Source organism: Pseudomonas sp. PDM10 (genome assembly GCF_014852295.1).
Lineage (GTDB): Bacteria > Pseudomonadota > Gammaproteobacteria > Pseudomonadales > Pseudomonadaceae > Aquipseudomonas.
The window spans coordinates 1,132,937-1,152,766 of record NZ_JACVBJ010000001.1 but is presented as its reverse complement, the minus strand read 5'-3'; the positions used below and the strand labels follow the sequence as shown (position 1 = coordinate 1,152,766).

Here is a 19,830-nt window from a genome sequence, read left to right as displayed (position 1 = left end):
CAATCGATTCGGTGCGTGGACTACCCGCAGCAGCTATAAGAGGTCCCTTACAGCTGGGGCATCTAGCCACCCCGCCAACTGATGCTAGAACTCCAACTGTGGTGTTGCACGTAGGACAGTGATGCCCAAAATATACTTCGCTTTTCATCAGTGCTCCTCAGGACGGTTCGAGCCGCCTATTTTCAGTCCGGTTACCCGCTTGGCTCCAGTTGCTTCCGTTTTTATATGCGTCCCGCTCAAAAATCTTGTTTGGCCTGCACTGCTGTCAAGATCAACGCCGACAACATCCTCGACATCAAACGCGACTGTCTCGATCAGCCCGTCTATAACCACTCCTTGAGCCTTCGCTGCCTCCCCCACATTGACCAAGGCATCATCAATGGCACACAGCAAATCAAGAATGCACCCTCGCTCAATCTTCAACCTTTCAGCATCGATAGCGTCTGCGCGTCCCAGAAAAATCTTTCCGAGCGCTGCAACTGGATCAGTAAAAGCACCGAACAAAGCACTGATAGCATTACGATTTACTACTCCGGCTCTCCGGTCGCCTAACTCAGCAAGGATTTTTTGTTCTAGGTCCTGCCTCTTCATTTGTCTATTCCTTCGAATTTTTATAGCGTCACAGTATTACCGCATCAAGAGAGTAGTTGGTCGCGGCAAGATCGCCCGTCCTTTGGTGTCAATAAGGTAGATTTCGCCTTGTTCAGCCTTTCCACTTTATAAGTTACACCCAAAGTGCAACAGTATTGGTAGAACGCCCTAACTGATACAGGCACAAGGTTTTAGCACGAAAAACTGAGTTCGCCTGGGCATCAAACCCCTGATTTCATTGCCCCTGCAAACTTAGCAAACACCCCTCAACATGTCGGTGTAATTCTTACGTTGGGCTAACGGCCGCGCGCCTAGTGCCTGTGCGCTCCCGGCGCGAAGCGTTGCGCACCTGGGCGAGCCTAAGTGCCGTGGGCAAGTTTCCCGACGGGATCGGGCTGCTCGGGTTTGTAGTCGAGCTGTGAGCGCGCCTTAGACACCCTGAGCTATCGCCGCTGGTCCACGGCGGCGGAAGACCTGCTTGAGACAGGCACGACTTGAAACGACTGCTCGTCGCCTCCCACTCGCCGGATCGTCTCTTCTCGATTACTGTACATGTAACCAGTATTTGTACAGCGAACCCGTCATGAATTTCGACCAGGCTAAAGCGCTGAGACTTCAGCAGTGGCGCTCGAGCCTCGATGACCACGACTTTCGAATGCAGAACCCCGAGGCCCACCGACAGACCCTTCATTCAATGAGCGCGACCCTGGTCGTCGAGGGGGTGATCGATGAACTCCAGCAGTTCGACATGAACGAAATGGCGAACGCCGCCTACTGGCACGCCGTAGAAGAATTGCAGACCACACCGGGCCGCTACTGCGGCGCCTCTACCTACGACGTCATGCGGCACGGAAACACCGAGCTGCTCGGCAAGATTGGGCGTTCGATTTTCTATGCCACGAGCACGCTGGCCGACGGTGCGCGATCCTCCTATGACGGGAAGATTTACCGCGATGCCACTGGTGCGAACCTGCTGTTCAGCCCGTCCGGGGCTGTGGCGAGAATCATCGGGCTTACCTTGACCCTGCCGGATGGGCAGCAGTACGACCTCATAGAAACGGGAAGAACAGTCGAGGGCGTCACCTACGAGCCGATCGAGGATCCTGACCTCTACCGCGCATTGGTGGACGCCGCCCAAGTCGCCCAGGAGTGCCGCGACCTGCGCACCTTCGAAAGAGTGCGGCCGCTTATCGACCTGGCCAGGTACTGTATCTGCCCGAGTTGCCTTGATCGTTTTGACCGGTGTGAAGACTGCCCGACCTGCGCCGGCCGAGGATTTGTAACGAAGCCGGCCCCCACTGGTCTACCCTGAATACACAGCCGGAGGGTGCAATCATGTGCGGACGCCTTTCCCAGTACCGGGGCATTCACGACTTCGTCGCGGCGCTCAGCATCCCCAACGCCCTGCTCAACTATGCCAGCGACCAGCCTTTCGAACGCTATAACGCCGCGCCGACCACTCAGCTCGCCCTCTTTCACCGAGATGGTGAATACCTGCGCGCTGACATGGTTCGTTGGGGCTGGCGTCCGCACTGGGCCAAAGACCGCGCCGCGCCGATCAATGCTCGGGTGGAGAAAGTCGCCCACGGGCCATTCTTCAAAGCGATCTGGCCGCACCGAGCCATCATCGCGATCGACAACTGGTTTGAGTGGGTTTACGAAGGCGGACCGAAGAAGCAGCCCTACCTGATCCGCCATCGCGACCGGACGCCAATCCTCTGTGCCGCGATTGGCCAGTATCCGATCGGGGAGCACGAACCAAGTGAGCATGACGGCTTCGTGATCATCACCGCCGACAGCGCCGGGGGTATGGTAGACATTCACGACCGGCGGCCAGTAACGTTATCGCCGGACCTGGCCCGGGAATGGCTGGCCCCGGGCACGCCCAAGGAGCGCGCCGAACAGATAGTCCTGCTTCAGGGTGAGCCCACCGAGGCATTCGATTGGTTCAAGGTTGATCGCGCAGTAGGCAATGTCCGCAATCAGGGTGCGGCACTCATTGCACCGGCCGACCCAGCACTGCTTTGATCAGCTTGATGCGGTTGAAGTGTTTACGACATGATTTACACTTTTCGTGTAATTAACAGCCTTAATGTGCAAGCCCTTTCAACTAGCCACACCCAGCAACAGCAACTACCTCCATCCATGTTTGCAGAAAATGGCTGGGCAGTTACTTACTTAAGTAAGTACGTAATTTCCACTTATCGTGTAATAAACAGCCGCAGGAAAAACCAACAACCCATATACACCTAAAGCCCTAATCCCCGCACACCATAAACACCCATAGACCTAGGACAAAGTCGTTACAGCGAAGCATATACACATACAGCCCTAGGGCAATGTACCCGACGTGCTCGCCGCCTAAAGTTCAATTAATTGCGACAAACCATTGACGAACGCTGCTTTAAACAACTAGTTTAAAAAAACAGATTCACTTCCTCCCTCTCAGCTACCGCGCCATTAAGCGCGGCATATTTCTTTGCGAGAATAAAAAATGAATGTGCTGACTCTTCTTATGGCGACCGTTGAGTTTTTGATAAAACTTACCGAGCTGTTGCAGCTCTGGGGTGTCGGTTGCCCGGGATTCGCTCCATGGTGATCAGAACAATCCGCCCAAGGCAGCCGGCTCCCAGTTCATGATCACCAGTTCGCCACTGATCGCGACCTTGCCCTGCCGCTGATTGGTGTTGCAATAGCGGATGTCGAGCGTCTCGAAATGAAAGCCTTTAAAGACCCTGCGGATGTCCGGATGATCGTTGATGCTGACCATTACCTTGCCTTTGCAACGGCGCATGAAGTCGGCCATCCGCTCGTAGTTCTCGAACGGAAAGTCGACCCCATAACCGGCGGTCTGCCAGTAAGGCGGGTCCATGTAATGGAAGGTGTGAGCACGGTCGTAGCGTTCGGCGCATTCAAGCCAGGGGAGATTTTCGACGTAGGTGCCGGACAGGCGCTGCCAGGCGGCCGAGAGGTTTTCCTCAATCCGCAGCAGGTTGATGGCCGGGCCGGTGGTCGCGGTGCCGAACGTCTGCCCGGTGACCTTACCGGCGAAGGCATGGTGCTGCAGGTAGAAGAATCGGGCCGCGCGCTGGATGTCGGTGAGGGTTTCGGGGCGGGTCATCTTCTGCCACTCGAACACCTGGCGCGAGCTGAGCGCCCATTTGAATTGGCGCACGAACTCTTCCAGGTGGTTCTGTACAACGCGGTACAGCGTGACCAGGTCGCCGTTGATGTCATTGAGGACTTCAACCGGTGCTGCCTGGGGTCGCATGAAGTACAGCGCGGCACCGCCGGCAAAGACTTCGACGTAGCATTCGTGAGGCGGAAAAAGCGGAATGAGGCGGTCGGCCAGGCGGCGTTTGCCGCCCATCCAAGGGATGATGGGTGTGGACATTGAGAGCAAGACCTTTACTGTATGGATAAACAGGTTCTAGGCTCGCCGCGCTTCGTGCACGGAGTAAGAGCCTTGGCTGGACTTGCAGGGGCAATCTGCGGGGACAGCGACCGGATTCGATGTTGACGCATCCACCCCGGTCGCTCTTTTTCACTTCTCTGTTGAGACTCCTTTGGCGTAGGCCTGACAGGCCGCCAAGGCAATCAATCCTTGGTCGCCGGCATCGGTGATGCCGATAATTCGTTGAGCATGCGCTGGGTCAAGTTGGGCTCTTGTGGGGCCATGAACCACGCCGCCGGTTGGGGTGGCGGCCAACACTGTGTAGCCACTGCCTGCATCGGTGGTGTCGAGTAGGACTGACAGGCGCAGATCAGCAGTGGCAAGGCGATCACGCAGGCGAGCCTGGTTGGTTTGAGCATCACTGAGTTCCTTGTAATGGGTTTGTTCACTGGTCGACAGCCGCTGTTCAAGGGCCAGGCGGTTGTCCTGTGCCGTGCGCACTTGGTCAGCTGCAGCGTTGCTGATGGCGATCAGATCGGCCTTGTGCAGGCCGTCCTGTTCGGCGAGTTGTTGGCCGTAGCGCCAGTCTTGAACCTTCCAGGCCGACGAGGCCGATCCGCCGACCAAAGCGGTCAGCAGCACGCCAACGGCTAACAGCCGGTACGGCTCGGGGATCAGGTCGACGACACGCATAGCACTGCCCTCGCCCGTTTCCACAGCTGCAGCCGATCTTGCAGGCCGTTGAGTCCACCGTTGATTTTGCGAGTGATCGCTTCGAACTCATCTCGATCTGCCAGCGCGTTCAGCTCGCGTACCCACCAGAACCACGCGGCCGACTCGGCCGCCCATTGCGGCAACTCGAGCAGCTCAGGGGTGCGCAGCAAACGTTCGTCACCGAACAGCGCCAGACTGCAGCGCAGATAATTGCTATGGCCGGTCACCTGGATCAGGCCGCGACCGCGAAAGCGCTGGCCATCGCCATCGAGCTCCGGGGTATTGCCCAGTTTCGCGGCCAGATGGCCGGTGTCGTATTTGCTCAGGTACTGATCGCCGCCCAGCTCGCGGACGTACTGCAGTTGGCCCGACTCATGACCGACTTGGGCCAGGAACGCCGCCTGACGTTTCGACGTATTGATTTGCCGATGCGCCATGGCCGCGTTGAGGGCGGGTACAAAAACGCCCGCTTGGCGGCGGGCGTTGGGGAGGATTCTCAGCAATTGCGGTTCTGTGATGGACATACAAACTCCAGGTATAAAAAAACCGCACTCAGGCGGCGATGGGGTGCGCTATGGCGCGTTGACATTCACCACCTTGAGCGGCGGCTTAACCTTCTTTTTCCTACCCTTGGATTTGCCCTGGTTGCCGGCATTGCACTCGACAGTGGTCGACCAGCCGGATTGGGTAAACACCTGCTCGACCGAATCCGCCAAGTACTCGCCATCAAGGCCGACCTTGAAACCCTGGGCGTTGATCAATCGTTCGGCAAAGATGTCGGTCCGGCCGGGCATCTCGAAACGCACATCAGCGGTCGAGCGATTGAACGCCGCCAAACGCGCCTTGGCGGCCGACTCGGCGGCGGTCTTGTTCGGGTAGATATGCCGATCAGAATGCACCGCCGGCAGGCCGTCCGGAGCGTCCTCGTTATCCACGGTGACCACCGACAACTTGCCGGTCTTCTTGTCTTGGTGCTTGGTCGCCACGGCCTTGTGCGAGTTGCGATCGCCCAGGCTGAACTGCCAGCGACTGACGTCGCTCCGCGTCAGGGTGATCGCGCCGAACGCCTTGCCGCTGGCGGTCTGGCCCGCTTGACGCGGCATCACCAACAGCTTCCCGTCCGCCACCTTGGCCGTGCAGTCGTACTGTTTGGCCAGACGCGTGATGAAATTAAAATCCGACTCGTTGAGCTGATCGACCCGGGCGACTTTCGTCGAGACCGGGCACACCGGCTGCCAGCCATTGCGCGCGGCGATATCGGCCACGATTTTCGAGAGCGGCACGTCTTCCCAGCTACCGCTGCGGATGGTCTTGCCACTGCCGCGCATGTCGCTGGCCTTTCCCTTGATCACGATCGTGTCCGGCGGCCCCGACACCTCGACCGTGTCCACCGCGTAACGCCCCATTCTCGCCAAGGAGGTTTCGGCATAGCCCAGGTAGATCTCGATCGAACTGCCACGCCGAGGCAGCACCACCTGGCCGTCTCGGTCATCAATGCGCAACTCAAACTCGTCGGACTCCATCCCGGGCTTGTCAGAGGTGCGCAGCAACAACAGCCGATCGTTGATCTTGGCCGTCACATCGGCGCCATCGGCCACGATTCGAAACATGGGGGTCATGAATTTTGTCCAAAAAAAACCCGCACAAGGCGGGCAAGAAAGTCAGGAGTTTGAAGTGAACGAGAAAAGTGTAGCCCATCAATCCCACAAGCTGACCCCCTCCCCGGTCGGGCTGGGCAGATCCGGCAGATAGATCAGCACGCCGGTGCGGTAGGGCTGGGGTTCATCCGCCAACCCCTGATTGGCATCCAGCACCGCTTCGGTGCTGCCGTTCAGATGGCCATAAACGTTATGGCAAATGACATCGAGCATGTCCCCATCAGACGTTCTGCATGTCGTCGCCATAGCGCACAAACTCCAGAGTGAACCCTTGTTTACGCGGAATCCCGCCGTGCAAAAACGCGCCTTGTTCATCGTTGATGGTCTTCAGGCACCACGTCCCAATCACCTCGCCATAACCCGTGGTCAGGGTCAGCGGCTGAAGCCGGGCCCCAATGGTGCGCAACGTGTCGAGCTGTTTGAGGCCCCCCTTGAAGCCCGGGTAGATCGTGCCTTTGAGCGTGAGCTTTTCCTCACCCATCCCAATCGCCTGCTGCGCCGGGCGGCGCGACAGGCGCTCCTGGGAGGCCCAGCGGAATTCGCTCGAACGACTCAGCTCGTCGAAGGCCGCTGTGTCCAGATTGAAGAAGTACGGTTGAATCTTCGGGTCGCGGGGCTGAATGATCAGCAGGTGCGGGAACGGCTTCACCGCTTCCGGCGCCGGCGTAGCATCCACGGCAAAGGAACTGGTGGGCACAATGTTGGCCAACGACGGGCTGACCTTGCCGGCGATGTTGTTGATCGCCGTCGCCGCCTTGCCCGCCTGTTCCTTCAGCGTCCCCATCCGTTCCTGGACTTCGGCGGCCGCCCGCGTCGCCCGGCCGTACACCGCCACCACCTGCCCTACCTTGGCCTGTGCCGCGTCGACGCCGCGCATCACCCGCTGAAGCTTGGCGCCGATCGCCGGCCCCACGAACGGGATGTTTTCCAGCTCGGACGCCGCGCCAGTGATTTCACTGATCGCGCCGTTGACTGGGCCCAGCATGCCGTCCGCACTGCGACGCCCGGCCTCCCCGGCTTCGACCAAGTACTTGAGCCCTGCTTGCAACTGTTCCATATACGCCATGCGGCCTCCTTACAGGTGGGGTTCGTCGTACAGCTTGGTCGCGTTCTGTTTCGCCGCGTCCGCCATCATCCGCTGCATGTGCGGCATCAGCTCCTGAGCCATGCGTTGCGGGTCTTTGACATCCCCCTGCACCGTGACCGGCATGTTCAGCGAGTACTGAAACTGCTGATCCACTTTGGTCGGTGCCGGCTTCTCCGGCTCCTTCGGCTGAATGGCCACGGCCGCCGGCTTGGTCGGCGCCTGTACGGCCATGGCGCGAGCGACGTCGCCCAGCGCCGGCCCTTGTGGGGTTGCACCCGAGGCCATCAGCAACGCACCGGAGCCCTTCGCGCCTTTGAACGATTGGCCCATGCTGGCCAAGCTGGGAATAGCCGGACCAGGGCGTGGCGCCATCAACAACGGCGTGGCCGGTGGAGCGGGCTTTTCCTCGTCGCCCCCAAACACCGACTTACCCACGGCGCCGCCCAACATCTGGCCGCCCTGACTGCCGAGGTAGGCACCAATCAAGCCACCAATGGCGGTGCCGATAATCGGCACCACCGAACCAATGGCCGCCCCCGCAGCAGCGCCGGCCATGGTGCCCGCCAGCGAACCGGCGGCCGCGCCGTAACCCTCGGCCTGTTCGCCCCGGGTCTTGGCATTCTCATAGGTGTCAAAGGCCATGGCGCCGGCTTCCATCAGCGAGCCACCGGGAATCATCCTGGCGGCTTTGCCGATCTTGCCGACTGCCTGCACCACCCCGCCCAGCCGGGACATCGAACCGGCCGGTACCGGCATCGGCGGAATCGGCGGACGCGGCACAGGGACCGGCGGCCGTGGCCCAGGAATAGGCAAGCGCGAAGCACCACCCGGCCGAGGCAACGGCCGACGGCGCGAAGCATTGCGCCTTGACCCGCGTCCACGCCGACGCGTTTCCCCAGGGCCTTCTGCGCCGCCGCCCAGGGCTCCCGCGTTGACCACGAAAACCTTCTTGACGCCGTCGTCATCCGATCCCGACTCGCCGCCCTCGTCGCCGCCTGAGGCGACTTCCTTCGCCATCGAAACCACTTTGAGGCCGGTCGCGATCAGATCGAATTTACCGGGCTTTTTGTCATCCTTGCCGCCCGCTTCATCGTCGGCGCCCTCGGCCCCCTTGCCCGTGAAAGCCGCCACCGCCTTGAGTCCGGTTTCCACCAGCGATAACGCCTTGCCGGCCTTGCCCTTGGGCCCGGCATCCTTGCCGTCACCGCCCCCATCCTCGGCGTTGGTGACAAAGACCTTTTGCACCGCGCCGGCCTTGCCGCCACCCAGCGATCCGCGCGCCAGGTTGAACAGCCCTTTACCCATCTTGAAGGAACTGAACAGGCCCGTGAGCGTGACCAATCCACCACCGACCAACGCGATCCCCGTCACCACCCCGGGCGCGCTGTCAGACATCGAGGTAATGCTTTTGGTGACCTTGGTCAGCGCTTCGGCCACGGTGTCCGTGACCGGGCGCAGGGCGTCCCCCACGCTGCGCATGGCGTCATCCATCGACTGCGCCATCTCGGCCCACTTCTGCGACGACGCCTCACGCCGCTCGCTGAGGTTTTTGTCGAGGATGCCCGTTGCATCACGCGAATCATTTTTAAGCTGACTGTACAGCGCCTTGTTCTGCATGAACGCCGACAGCGCGGCCTTGACCTGCATGTCAGCGAACAGGTCGCCGGTTTTCAGGGATTCTTCCAGCGAGGCCATCATGGCCTTGGCCTTCTCCGGATCGGCTTCCTTGCTGATCTTTGACGTCGCTTCAGCCATCGCCGCCGCGCGCTTCGGATCGGTGGCTTGGATGTACTTCTGCGCCAACGCCATGCTGGTTTCGAGCGTCGACATGCCGTTTTGCAAACCGGTTTGCATCGAGCCCTTGTAGTCGATACCGGCCTTTTCATACGCCTTGACGGTGTCGCCGGAGCCGATTTTGCCCATCCAGTTTTTGAGGTTGTTCGCCGCCTCATCGGCGCCGCCGGCCGATTTCATCTGCACTTGCAGCATGGCGCCCAACTGCGTCACCGCATCCATGCCGGTGATGCCCAGGCTGCCCATGTTGGCCAACAGCTCAGGGAACCACTTAGCCATGTCGGCCGCTTCAAAGCTGCCCGCCTGTCCTTGATAGGCAATCGCTTCCAGCGCTTGCTGCATCTGCTTGGGATCGGTGATCTTGGCGTTTTGCCCCAGGGCGTTGATCATCTTCGCCGTGTCGACACCGCTGGACCCCTGCCCCACAACAAACTTGGCCGCGACCGGCGCATATTCCAGCGCCTTGCTCAACTCCATACCGGCGCCAACCAGCTGGTTAACCACGTCGGCCACGTCGTTGCGCGCCATGCCGGTGTCACGCGAGGTGGCGATGATCTTTTGTGACATATCCTTTTCTTGTGGCTTGTTGGCAATCCCTGCCTTGATTGCGATGTCTCGAACAATGGCGCCAAAGTCCGCGCTAACCTTGGTCGGCACCGCCATAGAGCCCACACCGACGACAGCGGCGCCGACCGCTTTTTTCATGCCGGACTTTCCGGCGTCCAGCTGTTGATGCCCCTTTGCCTTCAGCTCGGCTTTATTGGCCGCCTGCCCCATGGCCCGATAGGACTTCTCCAGACGCCCGACTTCGACGCCCTGCTTTTTCAAACTGTCCAGATTGGCGTTCAGCCGACTCAACAACTTGGAGGCTCCGGCGGTGCCGCTGTCGTGGGCCTTTTTCCATTCATCGCGCAGGCGAATGGTGTCGCCAATCGTGCGCTGCAGCACACGCGCCTTGTTGCCTTCTGCCTCGAGGCGTTTGATGCGCCCCGTCACGTCTTTGAACGCAGCACCGACCGTAGAACTGACGGCGCCGCCGATGACCAGCCCGAGGGCGATCTTGTTCGCCATGTCATGGCTCCCCGTTGCACAGCATTACTGGCAGCGGCTCAATCCGTGAGCCACCACACCATCTCAGCAAACGGCATCGACAGAATCTCTGCGGCGGAAAATCCGGTTTCCGCCGCCAGACGTTTCGCGGCCATTTTTATGACGCCGGGGTCAAACCCCGTTGTCTTGGTCCATACGAAAATAGCCGGCCTGCAGACGGTTGAAATCCACCAGCTTCAGGCCCTCCAGATCCGCGACAGGCGCACCGGCCAACTCGGCAAACAACACCAGCTCGCGCTGCTCGTCATCGCCACCCGCCTCACGATTCGCCGAACGAACGTCGCGCACGGTCGGGGAACGCATGGCCAACTTATCGACGGTGACGCCGTTGATTTCGCTCGGGCACGACAGCGTGACCAGCACGTTGTCGGTGGTGATCGACAACCACGACGGCATCGAGGTCGAGTAATCGGTATCGGGCGCCAAGCGCGAATAGGCCGCCTGGACACGGCGATAGTCCACCAGCTTGAGGCCTTCCAGGTCCTTCAGGCCCACCTCTGCCAAGCCCGCGAACAACATCAGCTCGCGCTGCTCGTCATCACCGTTTGAGGCACGGTCGGCCGCCCGCACTTCGCGCACGGCAGGGGCCCGCAAGGTCAACGTCTCGACCTTGATCCCGTTGGCATCGCTGGGACGCGAGAGCGTCACGACGGCGCTCTCAGCGGTGACCGCCAGCCAGACCGGCAGTTCTTTATCAGTTGCTTTCATCTGGATCTATTCCCTTACATGCCGAGCGCGATGCGCACTTCGGCCAGCTGGTCTTTGCCGTCGATCACCTGAATACCGGCGACCATGTCGATTTCGTACATCAGGCGCCCGTCGATTTCGAGCTTGTAGTACGTGACTGCAATGGCGTGTTTGATCTCGGCCGGATCACCGGCTTTCCAGTCGCCCAGGTCGACCTCTTTGAGCCGGCCGCGCAGGGTGGCGACAACGGCCGTCACTGCCCCCTTTTGCCCCCTGAAGGCGCCACGGAAAGTGGCATTGAAGGCCGTGCCATCGGCCAGACCGAAGTACTTCAACGACTCACGGCGCACGCCCTTGGTGACAAAGGACGCCTCCATTTTTTCCAGCCCCTGATCCATTTCGATGGCACCGGCCATGCCGCCACCGCGATACTCGTCGGTCTTGCTGGTCAGCTTGGGCAGCGTCAGGCTCGGCACGTCGCCGGAGAAGTTCACGCCGTCAACAAACAGGTTCGTGTTAAACAAAGTTTGAGGAATCATTGACTAGGCCCCTTAGGCTGCTTCAAGAACTTCGGTCATCCACTGATCGGTGACTTCGAAAAGGAAATTCGGGTTTTCAGCCGGCGGCACGTCGGTGAAGCGAATGCGCCAATAGACTTTGCCCTGGGCGATTTGGCTGGCGGTGTTCAACTCGGTGTCCGGGTACACCTCGAAGTTGATGATTGCGCCCTGCGCTTTCAGGTCGCGCATGAACGCTTCCAGGCCGTCGGTCACATCCTTGACGTAGGTCTTGGTGATCGAGCGGTCAACGGCCCACTTGTGGCCGGCCTGCACCGCATCCATGAGGATGAACAGCGTGCGAACGCGGGTGACGAACGACCATTTCGGATCGCTCGACAGCGTGCGGTTGCCCCACAGGCGATAGCCGTCGTCGCGGATGATCGTCGCGATATTGGCGTTATTCAGCAGGTTGGCCCGGCACGTCTCGTCGCCGTCCAGGTACTCGACGGCCCGGGTCGTTCCGGTGATGCCGACAAACTCCTTGTTCGATGGCGACGCCCAGAAGCCGTACTCCGCATCGGTCCAGGCAAACAAGCCCGCCGCCCAGGCCGAGCCCGGGGCATCGACCGTCTCACTGATGCCGGTGTCCCAGTACTGGACGCCCGGGTCAACCATGAACAGGTTGCGACTGCCGAAGTTATCGGCGTAGGCCATGGCGGCTTCATCCGTGGTGCCAGGCCCGTCGATAATGCCGATGGCCCGCAGCTTCTGCGCCAAGCCATCGAGCGCCGTGGCCACCGCCTGCGTGGCCGTGTGCCCCGGCGCGATCAACAGCCGCGGCTGAGCGTTAAACAGGCTTTTGCCATCGAGCAAGGCCTGTAGGCCGGTGCGCTTACCCGAAGCCAGCACCCCGCCAATGATCGCCGAGGTTTGCAGCGCCGCGTCTTCAAGCTTCGGCACACCGATGGCGACGATCACCGCCTTGGCCTTGGTGTAGATCGCCTGACAGGCCTTGGTGATCGCCGAATCGGCGCCGAAGGCGGCAATGGCTTCGCGCTCGGTGGTGATCAACTTCAGCTCGCCAGCCAGTGCCGTACCGCCGCCGAGGACGCCCGGGGTGAAGGTGTCGCACAGGCCGATGATCGACGACGACGGCAAGGAAATGGTGCGCGCGCCGGTCTTGATATCGGTGGTCGTAACGCCGTGAAAGAAACTCATAAAGCTCAATCTCCAGAAACGAAAAAGCCCCGCATAAGCGAGGCTGTGAGGGATGTTCGTGTGACGCGTAACGGAAAAGAAAACGCCCCGTCAGTGCGGGGCGTTTATTGGGGCAGCGTTGAGAGCCAAGCCGGCGCTGGGGGCCGGTGCTCGTTCAAGGGGAACTCGCCAGCTTCTGGCCAGTTACGAAGGTCGCGGCGATACACCTGCAATTCGGTGTATTGCTCGACTGTGAGCGTGGGCGCAATGCCTTCCTCCACCTCGTCACGGTGCCGGGTTACGACACCATCCGTTGCGGCCAGCTTGTCGTCACGCCAGATGCGCTCGATCGCGGAAGCCTCCTCCGGCGTCAGCGGCGGCGGATCAATCAGCACCGGATAACCATCGGGTCCCGCAACGATGCGCCGCCCATGAGACACAAGCGCCAACAAGGTATCCCGCTCTTCAGCGCTGTACTCAACGACGTCATCAGGAATGAAATTGCACACCTGATCGTCGTAGAAAAAAGCCGTATTCGGACAGAAATAAACAGTCATACCCTACCCCTCACCTTCCAGAAAAATGACGCCGAGATGCTATGCAAATTACGCACAGTAAGGGTTCCCAGTGTGTTGCCGCGTACCTGCAATACGGGCGCCTGACCCACGGCGATATCGTTACCAGTGTCAACAAATGTCAGCTCGACATTGGTTGCCTGCGCCAACAAAGTCACCGGCAGCGTAATCACCACGTTCGCGCCAGATGGCGCGCCAACGTAGAGCCCCCATTGCTCAACGTCACCGCTCGGCAGCCTTTGGGTGCATGTAGGTCCGGCTAACGAGGAAGCAAACTGCGCGGAATATTTCATGGAGCCAACGCCATGCAGCCGCCACACCCCAGCTTCCTTGGTGGCGTAGATTGTGTCGCCCTGCTTAATGGTGACGGAGGTGTATTGCGTCCCGTCCGGACTGAGCTTGTCGGCACCGCTGACGGTAATGGCTTTGTCGAAAGTGGTCGGGTTATGCAGGGTGATCGTTGCGCCAATGGGAACGTCTGACAGTAACGGCAAGGCGACCGTTTGAATTCCGGCGAACGTCAAGGCTACGAACTTTCCGACATCGGTAACTGGCAGCACAACGCTGACTGATACCTCATCACGGCCACCCGAAAAGCTACCTAGTGCCCGCTGCACAAACTCGGTAGTAGGCAACTTCAGGGTGTTATCGAACTGTGGCGGGGTTACAAAGTTTGGACCCGCCATCACCGAGGAGCCAATTAGTTGCGCGGACCCTCCAGTTATATACCACCCCGATGAGGCGGTTAAAGTAAGTTGGATCGTGTCGGCCACACCAAGAGTAATTGAGGCTACACCACCACCGTTTGAGGTAATTGAACCCGAGGCCGGCACAATGGTGGCCCCTACGGAGTTGCCATACAGCGTTATCGTTGAACCCGCCGCAACACCTGCTGCGGGCGGTAGCGTGAACGTCAGCCCGCCGGCGGTCGGGAGAATGATGCTCCCCACATGCAGGGCAGTTAGCGCGGTACTGACAGCGATAGGCCTGTACGCGGAGTAGCTCCCAAGCGCGCGCTGCAAAAACTTCGTCGTAGCGAGCGAATCGTCGTTGGCGAACTGCGGCTGCGTTAACCAGTTTGCACCGGCCATGATCGCCGCATACTTGAGGGCCATGGACCCGCCACGCAAGCGCCAGGTGCCCGAGACTTTCACGAACTCGGCGTTATCCCCCATACCCAAGACGACGGGTATCACTCCGGCGACCTGAGACGCCAACACGTCCAGCCCGGCCGCAAGAACAGTTACCGCACCGGCCCCAGCGTTCACCACCTCGACCGACGCCCCCTCAGGAACCCCGGCGGTAGGCGGCAACGTGATGTTGATCGGTGTAGCGGATGCGGCGGCCACAATCCCGCCAATACTTGAAGCGCCCAACGCGGTGCTGGCCGTAAGTGGCGCGAAGCCCGAATACTCAACGCCCATCCGCTTGGCGAAGACGGTGTTCACCAGCCTGAGCGAGATGTCGAACTGGGGCGGGGTTAGTGCCGTTGGAGCGCCCAGCAAAGCCGGGGAGTTGATCGGCGCAAAGCCCTGAGTGATGTTCTGAAAGGTCAGCGCCGTGGTGCCCAGGACAATCACCCCATCCGTGACCAGTTGCCAGCGGGTGTCGGCCTGCGTAGCGCCCTGCTCAACGGACACCAGCAGGGCAGACGTCACCTCGGCATTACTGTCGGCATCCAACGCCCGGAGCCAAGAAACCGCCGTCGCGATGTACAGACCATTGTCCTTGCTGGCAATTTGATTTTTCACCAACACCCGATCGCCGGCCAGCAACGTTACGCCGTCGATCGTTAGCAGGCCCGCCAACGCGATGTTGGCCGTAGTGGCCACCCGCACCGACTGCTTGTTGTCGAGCTTGTACAGCTCTTCCAGAATTTTGTTATCGACATACTCGCGGGTCGCCAGCACCACCGACGGGTCAATCTTGAGCGTGATGTTGCCGGTGCTGGACACGATGAAATTCATCCGCACTACTTGCGTGCGGCCGGAGCCCTGCGACAGCACCGGCTTGAAGCTCGGGGCGCAGTTGGCCACCGCCACCAGATCGCCGTCCGCGTCATACAGACCGATTTCGCGAATCCAGCGCCCACCCTCGTCGGCCGGAATAATCTGCTCGACGATAATCACCGCCGGGTTCACCGGATCGACCCGCACCTGATTCAGCGGACGGCGGCGCCATTCGTTGATCAGGTGGGTTTGTGTCGCACTGGGAATCGGGTCGGTGTTGTTGGCATCACCCACGCCCATTTCGGTGAACTTCCAGGGAAGGCCGAGCGCGTCGGCGTTCGCCTGCTTGGCCATCCCCACGTTCGTGAGGATCGCGAAAAACTGCGAATTCGCATCAATCATAATAAACATCCAGGGTGTCTATGGAGTGTTCGCGACCCACCACGCCGATGGTCCCGGTGACCTCGATGTCACGCATGACTGGCGGATAAACGTCGATTTCGTCGCCTTCGTACAGGGCAACACTGATGTTCAAAAAGCCTTGGCTTTCGAGGCTGATCGCCAGCCCCGTCAGGTGCCGGGTGACCGGCTTGGCGTCGTCGATCAGGCGCTCTAGCTCCTGATACATTTCCTCGGTGATACCGGTGTCCAGCACACCGACCTTCAGCGCGAAGGTGCCCGGCAAGCCTTCCGGCACCGTGTTGAACCACTCGATAATTTCGATCAGGTAGCCCAGGGGCTCGACCACCCGGCGCAGCGCGCCGATGGTCCCTTTGTGGGCATGGATGTAGTAAGAGGCCTTAATCGCGGCGCGCTTGGTCGCCTCGGTCCATCGGTAGTCCCAGCGATCCACCGACCACGCCCACGCCAGATGCGGCAGCAGATGCACAGGACAGGTATCGGCGTTGTAGAGGTCGCGCAGAGGGACAATCGTTTTCTCGAAAAACGTCGCCTCCATGGCCCGTTCCAGTTGCGTGCTGTTGATCGGCAGTAGGCTTTTCATGTCAGCCCGCCAGCGTCACGGTGTAGCCCGTACAGAACGCCGCCTGAGCCTTGGTCGGGGCCAAGTCCTGCCAGCCGATCAGCTCAACCCGAGAAACACCGGCAACGTGCAATTGAGCGTCGACACCGGAGCGCGCGACCTCGATGCCCAGCCGCTTGCGCGGATTGATCCAGGCCGCCAATCGGCTTTTGGCTTCGGCCAAACTGGCATCCGCTTCGGGGCCGGCGCTGGCCATGTGCAGAATCGCGTTAATTTGGTAGGGGATCACTTGGGCGCTCTGCACCGTCACCCGATCCCCCACCGGCCGCACGTCGTCGTCATTCAGCGTGGCGGCCACCGTGGCCAGCAGCTCCGGCGGCGCCACGCCCTGCCCGTCCAAACACAGCACCGTTACCGTAACGTAACAAGGCGCCGGGCTTTCGGCCGTGGCATCCGCCACCAACCCCGAGGCGTTGCGAGCGTGCAGGATGTAACTGTTACGCGGGCCGGCTGTGGTCAACCCCTCATAGGCCAACTGGATACGCTCGCGAAACGGGTCGTCCTCCTCCTTGACCTCCGGCACCGGCGGCACTACCAGCAGATCCTTGGCTTGAATGACCAGGCGCTTCAGATTGACGTTGGCCCCCAGGTGATCGAGGTCGCCCTTTATGGCGTGCGCCAGCAATACCGCCTTGCCGGCGTCATTGACCCGGGCGCGGTTGCCGACCTTGATGTATGCGCCGACCTCCAGCACCTTCACCACCGGATCGCTTTCCAGCGCGGCGGTCCAGTTACCGCCCATGTACCCGCGAAAGATGCCCAGCCCTTCCTGATAAACCTCTTCGAAGTCCAGAGGTTCCAACACAGTCGGCGCTGGCAGCGACGACAGATCCACGATACTCATACGGCTACCTCCAACGTGACGCCGTCGCCCAGGTACTCGCCGACAATCTTCAGGTTGATTTGCCCGCCTATAACGGAAATGACACGCACCTGATCCAGTTTCAAACGCGGCTCCCAGCGCCCCAAGGCACGGGCGATTTCAGCCTGTACGGCGCTTTTCCAACCCTCATTGACGGGCAAGTCAATGAACCGCCGGAGCTTGCTGCCGTAATCCATCCGATGCCGGCGACTGCCGAGCGGCGTGCCCAAGATGTCCGGTACGGATTGCCGCAAGTGAGCGATGCCGGAAATGGGTTGGCCGGTGTGGCGGTCCATTCCGATCATCTAAATCACTCCTTCGCGGGCTCAAATTCGGCGCTGGCTTTCAGGAACTTGACGGCGTCGGTATCGGATACCAGAACCTCTACAAGCCCCTTGCTCACCGGTAGGGTGCGGTCGGTTTCAGGGATGATCAGAGTGCGCGACGTATAGACCTTGTCGCGAAACTTCAAAACCTCCGGTGTCGTTAGCAGTAGCGGTTCCCGCATCGATGATGCGAACACCTGTTCGTCGGTGACAGGCATGTCGACGATCTTGGCCATGTGTTTCTCCAGGCGTGAAAAAGCCCGCACTGGGCGGGCTGTCGTGGGTTGAAATTAATGCGTGTGGTGGTTGCTGTTGCCACCGGCGTCGATGATCGCGCCGGCACTGGTGATGCCCTTGGTGACGTGTAATGCGCCGTCGATGGTCACCGCCGCTGTCAAGTTGATATTGCCGGTGGTCACGTTCACAGCACTGTCCGTGATGACCGCCTCCGTGCTGGCGACTTTGATGGTCACCGTACCGCTGGGCAGGGTGATGCTGTAGCTCTTGGCCTGCCAGTCGTAGATCAACGAACCGCCATCATCAAAGCGCCAGACTTCCACATGGTCGCGGTTATCCGGCGGTGGGCCGGCATTACCGTACAGGCCCGGGATAAACGTGCCTTGTGAAACGTCACCACTGGCACTGACCAACGTCCCCTGCTCGCCCATGGACGGCGCCCGCCAGTGCCTGGCCTTGCCGGCAGCGATGCTGTGCCAGCGCACCCAGGCGCTGGTCCATTCGCCATCGGAGACACGACACGCCGGCGGGGAGGCGGCCAAGTCCAACCCAACCACATAACAAGCCTTGACCACCCCGGCGAGCATGCGGTCATGCTGAGCAACTGCGTAGCCGCTCACATGTCCTCCGCCGGGACAAAGTCCTCTTTGACATCGTTGTTAAACCCAACCAGCAGCATGCCCGGCGGCTGATCAGGCCAAGGCCACTCCTCAACACCGAGGTACACCTGTTGAGTCCACTCCACCAGCCACACGGTGTAGCCATCCAGGTGCGGCTGGGTCCAGTCCTGCTGCGCTTGTACGAACTCGGCGGGTTCGACCGGTAACCCCCACGTCTGTGCGCGCAGCAACACGGCGAGCTGGGTCGCCAATTGCACGGCCTGCCGTTGATGGTGCGGCTTGATCGGATCGACGATGATGCGCGCCTCAAACCTGCACACCAACGTGGTTTCACCCGTGCCAATGTCGGTACCCGGCTCGACCTCGGCCAGCTCCAGAAAAACCGCCGGCAGCGCAACGCGGTCCGAAATGTTCGGCCAGACCGTCACGGCCTGCACGCCTGGTAGATGGGTCGTCAGATGCTGTTCAACCGCCTGATAAAGCTGGTCCAGGCTCAAAGTCTCATCAGACATTGCCTATCCTCTTGAGGTACTTCTGCAGCTCAAAGTTGAGCTCCTGTTTCAGGATCTCCAGCAAGCGCTCATCCGCCTTCTGTACCCAGCTATCGAAGTGTGGCCGCGCCTGCTCCAGCGAGACTTTCGCCTTGGCCAACGGAAAGCGACTGCCATTTTCCGCCACCCACCCCGAACTTGGCCCGCGACCCGGGGACACCGTGCTGTCGGGGTAGTCGTCCGCGTTGAAGTGCTTGCTTGCCGTGCGAATCCAGATGTCGGGCTTGTTGCCGTAGACCTTCTTCAGGAACGCACCCTGGTAACGCCGCCCGGCTACCGAGACGCCACTGCCAGTCTGCCGTGCTCGGCCGATCCGACTGGACTCGATGGCGTTCAAACCGAACCACAGCTTGCCGCTCGTAGCCCCGCCGGAGACTGGGTAACTGCGCAAGCGTTGACGCACCGCCGCGACCGCGATGCGCTCCTGCCGGCTGACGGCCCGGGCGATGTGCGTGCGCAACCAACCCAACGTCTTGTTGATCGCGCGTCGGTGCGCCGTTGCCGCCGCCTTGGGTACCAACTTGGCAAAGTCTTGGAACGCCTGAAGGTCCGCGGCCGAGGACTGGATGGAAATCATCCCGCCGCCGGCCGAGGGTTTGAAATAGCTACCGACACTCATGGGCGCATCCTCAGGATCAAGGCGACCAGACCGTCACCGCTCGGCTCCAGCTGCAGCAGGTCGTAATCGCCGCCGCCATCCAAGGCGGGCAAATCGATACTGACCAACAGGCCCTGCACCAGGCCCTGCGAATCGCTGACGCGGATCTCGAAACGCGGCTCACGCAAGCCAGTGTTGAGCTTGCCGAACTTCGGCTGCAACCAGGGCGCGGCAAACATACCGAACACCGGCTCCTCGCGACCCTCGATCCGTGCGGTGTCGCCCAGCGTTTCGAACACCACCGCGTCGATCTCGGCGATCAGATCGCGAAAGCCCAT

At 60.5% G+C, this 19,830-nt stretch carries 23 protein-coding genes; 2 read left to right on the top strand and 21 right to left on the bottom strand.

Annotation, left to right across the window (positions count from 1 at the left end; genetic code table 11):
• Positions 1-147 precede the first annotated feature (147 nt).
• Positions 148-591 (bottom strand): hypothetical protein, encoded by a 444-nt coding sequence (locus IB252_RS05390; RefSeq protein WP_192407270.1) that lies wholly within the window; start codon positions 589-591, stop codon positions 148-150.
• Between the two features lie 583 nt (positions 592-1,174).
• Between IB252_RS05390 and IB252_RS05385 the strand changes: the two genes are divergently transcribed.
• A complete protein-coding gene (locus tag IB252_RS05385; protein WP_192407268.1) occupies positions 1,175-1,903 on the top strand; it encodes a hypothetical protein in 729 nt (242 codons plus the stop codon).
• 23 nt (positions 1,904-1,926) lie between these two features.
• Positions 1,927-2,619, top strand: coding sequence for an SOS response-associated peptidase family protein (locus IB252_RS05380; RefSeq protein WP_192407267.1), 693 nt, complete (start codon positions 1,927-1,929; stop codon positions 2,617-2,619).
• 571 nt (positions 2,620-3,190) lie between these two features.
• Here the strand turns inward: IB252_RS05380 and IB252_RS05375 are convergent.
• From IB252_RS05375 to IB252_RS05280, 20 genes are all read right to left on the bottom strand, one after another.
• Positions 3,191-3,985, bottom strand: coding sequence for a DNA adenine methylase (locus tag IB252_RS05375; protein ID WP_192407265.1), 795 nt, complete (start codon positions 3,983-3,985; stop codon positions 3,191-3,193).
• A 150-nt stretch (positions 3,986-4,135) separates the two neighbouring features.
• Positions 4,136-4,678 (bottom strand): lysis system i-spanin subunit Rz, encoded by a 543-nt coding sequence (locus IB252_RS05370; RefSeq protein ID WP_192407263.1) that lies wholly within the window; start codon positions 4,676-4,678, stop codon positions 4,136-4,138.
• Positions 4,660-5,223: a glycoside hydrolase family 19 protein gene (locus IB252_RS05365; protein WP_192407261.1), complete on the bottom strand. Its 564-nt coding sequence runs from the start codon at positions 5,221-5,223 to the stop codon at positions 4,660-4,662. The genes IB252_RS05370 and IB252_RS05365 overlap by 19 nt, the downstream gene beginning before the upstream one ends.
• 48 nt (positions 5,224-5,271) lie before the next feature.
• Positions 5,272-6,318: a phage late control D family protein gene (locus tag IB252_RS05360; protein WP_192407260.1), complete on the bottom strand. Its 1,047-nt coding sequence runs from the start codon at positions 6,316-6,318 to the stop codon at positions 5,272-5,274.
• A 78-nt stretch (positions 6,319-6,396) separates the two neighbouring features.
• Complete coding sequence (locus tag IB252_RS05355; RefSeq protein ID WP_192407258.1) at positions 6,397-6,603, bottom strand: tail protein X; 207 nt, start codon at positions 6,601-6,603, stop codon at positions 6,397-6,399.
• Positions 6,578-7,423, bottom strand: coding sequence for a phage tail protein (locus IB252_RS05350; RefSeq protein WP_192407256.1), 846 nt, complete (start codon positions 7,421-7,423; stop codon positions 6,578-6,580). Before IB252_RS05350 ends, IB252_RS05355 begins: the two co-directional genes overlap by 26 nt.
• Before the next feature lie 9 nt (positions 7,424-7,432).
• The gene (locus tag IB252_RS05345) at positions 7,433-10,309 is read right to left on the bottom strand and encodes a phage tail tape measure protein (protein ID WP_192407255.1); all 2,877 of its coding nucleotides are present in this window, start codon (positions 10,307-10,309) and stop codon (positions 7,433-7,435) included.
• Positions 10,310-10,459: 150 nt separating this feature from the next.
• A complete protein-coding gene (locus IB252_RS30525) occupies positions 10,460-11,056 on the bottom strand; it encodes a phage tail assembly protein (RefSeq protein ID WP_192407253.1) in 597 nt (198 codons plus the stop codon).
• A 14-nt stretch (positions 11,057-11,070) separates the two neighbouring features.
• The gene (locus IB252_RS05335) at positions 11,071-11,574 is read right to left on the bottom strand and encodes a phage major tail tube protein (RefSeq protein ID WP_192407252.1); all 504 of its coding nucleotides are present in this window, start codon (positions 11,572-11,574) and stop codon (positions 11,071-11,073) included.
• 12 nt (positions 11,575-11,586) lie between these two features.
• Positions 11,587-12,753: a phage tail sheath family protein gene (locus IB252_RS05330; protein WP_192407250.1), complete on the bottom strand. Its 1,167-nt coding sequence runs from the start codon at positions 12,751-12,753 to the stop codon at positions 11,587-11,589.
• 104 nt (positions 12,754-12,857) lie between these two features.
• Positions 12,858-13,289, bottom strand: coding sequence for a phage tail protein (locus IB252_RS05325; protein WP_192407248.1), 432 nt, complete (start codon positions 13,287-13,289; stop codon positions 12,858-12,860).
• Entirely contained in the window at positions 13,286-15,658 is a 2,373-nt protein-coding gene (locus IB252_RS05320; RefSeq protein ID WP_192407246.1) for a phage tail protein, read from the bottom strand. The genes IB252_RS05325 and IB252_RS05320 overlap by 4 nt, the downstream gene beginning before the upstream one ends.
• Positions 15,651-16,259, bottom strand: a complete 609-nt coding sequence (locus IB252_RS05315; RefSeq protein ID WP_192407245.1) for a phage tail protein I — start codon at positions 16,257-16,259, stop codon at positions 15,651-15,653. The genes IB252_RS05320 and IB252_RS05315 overlap by 8 nt, the downstream gene beginning before the upstream one ends.
• A gap of 1 nt (position 16,260) precedes the next feature.
• Positions 16,261-17,142 (bottom strand): baseplate J/gp47 family protein, encoded by an 882-nt coding sequence (locus tag IB252_RS05310; RefSeq protein WP_192407243.1) that lies wholly within the window; start codon positions 17,140-17,142, stop codon positions 16,261-16,263.
• Positions 17,139-17,465, bottom strand: coding sequence for a GPW/gp25 family protein (locus IB252_RS05305; RefSeq protein WP_192407241.1), 327 nt, complete (start codon positions 17,463-17,465; stop codon positions 17,139-17,141). The genes IB252_RS05310 and IB252_RS05305 overlap by 4 nt, the downstream gene beginning before the upstream one ends.
• A 5-nt stretch (positions 17,466-17,470) precedes the next feature.
• Positions 17,471-17,722, bottom strand: coding sequence for a hypothetical protein (locus IB252_RS05300; RefSeq protein WP_192407240.1), 252 nt, complete (start codon positions 17,720-17,722; stop codon positions 17,471-17,473).
• A 54-nt stretch (positions 17,723-17,776) separates the two neighbouring features.
• The gene (locus tag IB252_RS05295; protein WP_192407596.1) at positions 17,777-18,310 is read right to left on the bottom strand and encodes a phage baseplate assembly protein V; all 534 of its coding nucleotides are present in this window, start codon (positions 18,308-18,310) and stop codon (positions 17,777-17,779) included.
• Positions 18,311-18,339: 29 nt separating this feature from the next.
• Entirely contained in the window at positions 18,340-18,855 is a 516-nt protein-coding gene (locus IB252_RS05290) for a hypothetical protein (protein ID WP_192407238.1), read from the bottom strand.
• Entirely contained in the window at positions 18,848-19,513 is a 666-nt protein-coding gene (locus IB252_RS05285; protein WP_192407236.1) for a hypothetical protein, read from the bottom strand. The genes IB252_RS05290 and IB252_RS05285 overlap by 8 nt, the downstream gene beginning before the upstream one ends.
• On the bottom strand, positions 19,510-19,830 hold the full coding sequence (locus IB252_RS05280) for a hypothetical protein (RefSeq protein ID WP_192407234.1): 321 nt from the start codon (positions 19,828-19,830) through the stop codon (positions 19,510-19,512). The genes IB252_RS05285 and IB252_RS05280 overlap by 4 nt, the downstream gene beginning before the upstream one ends.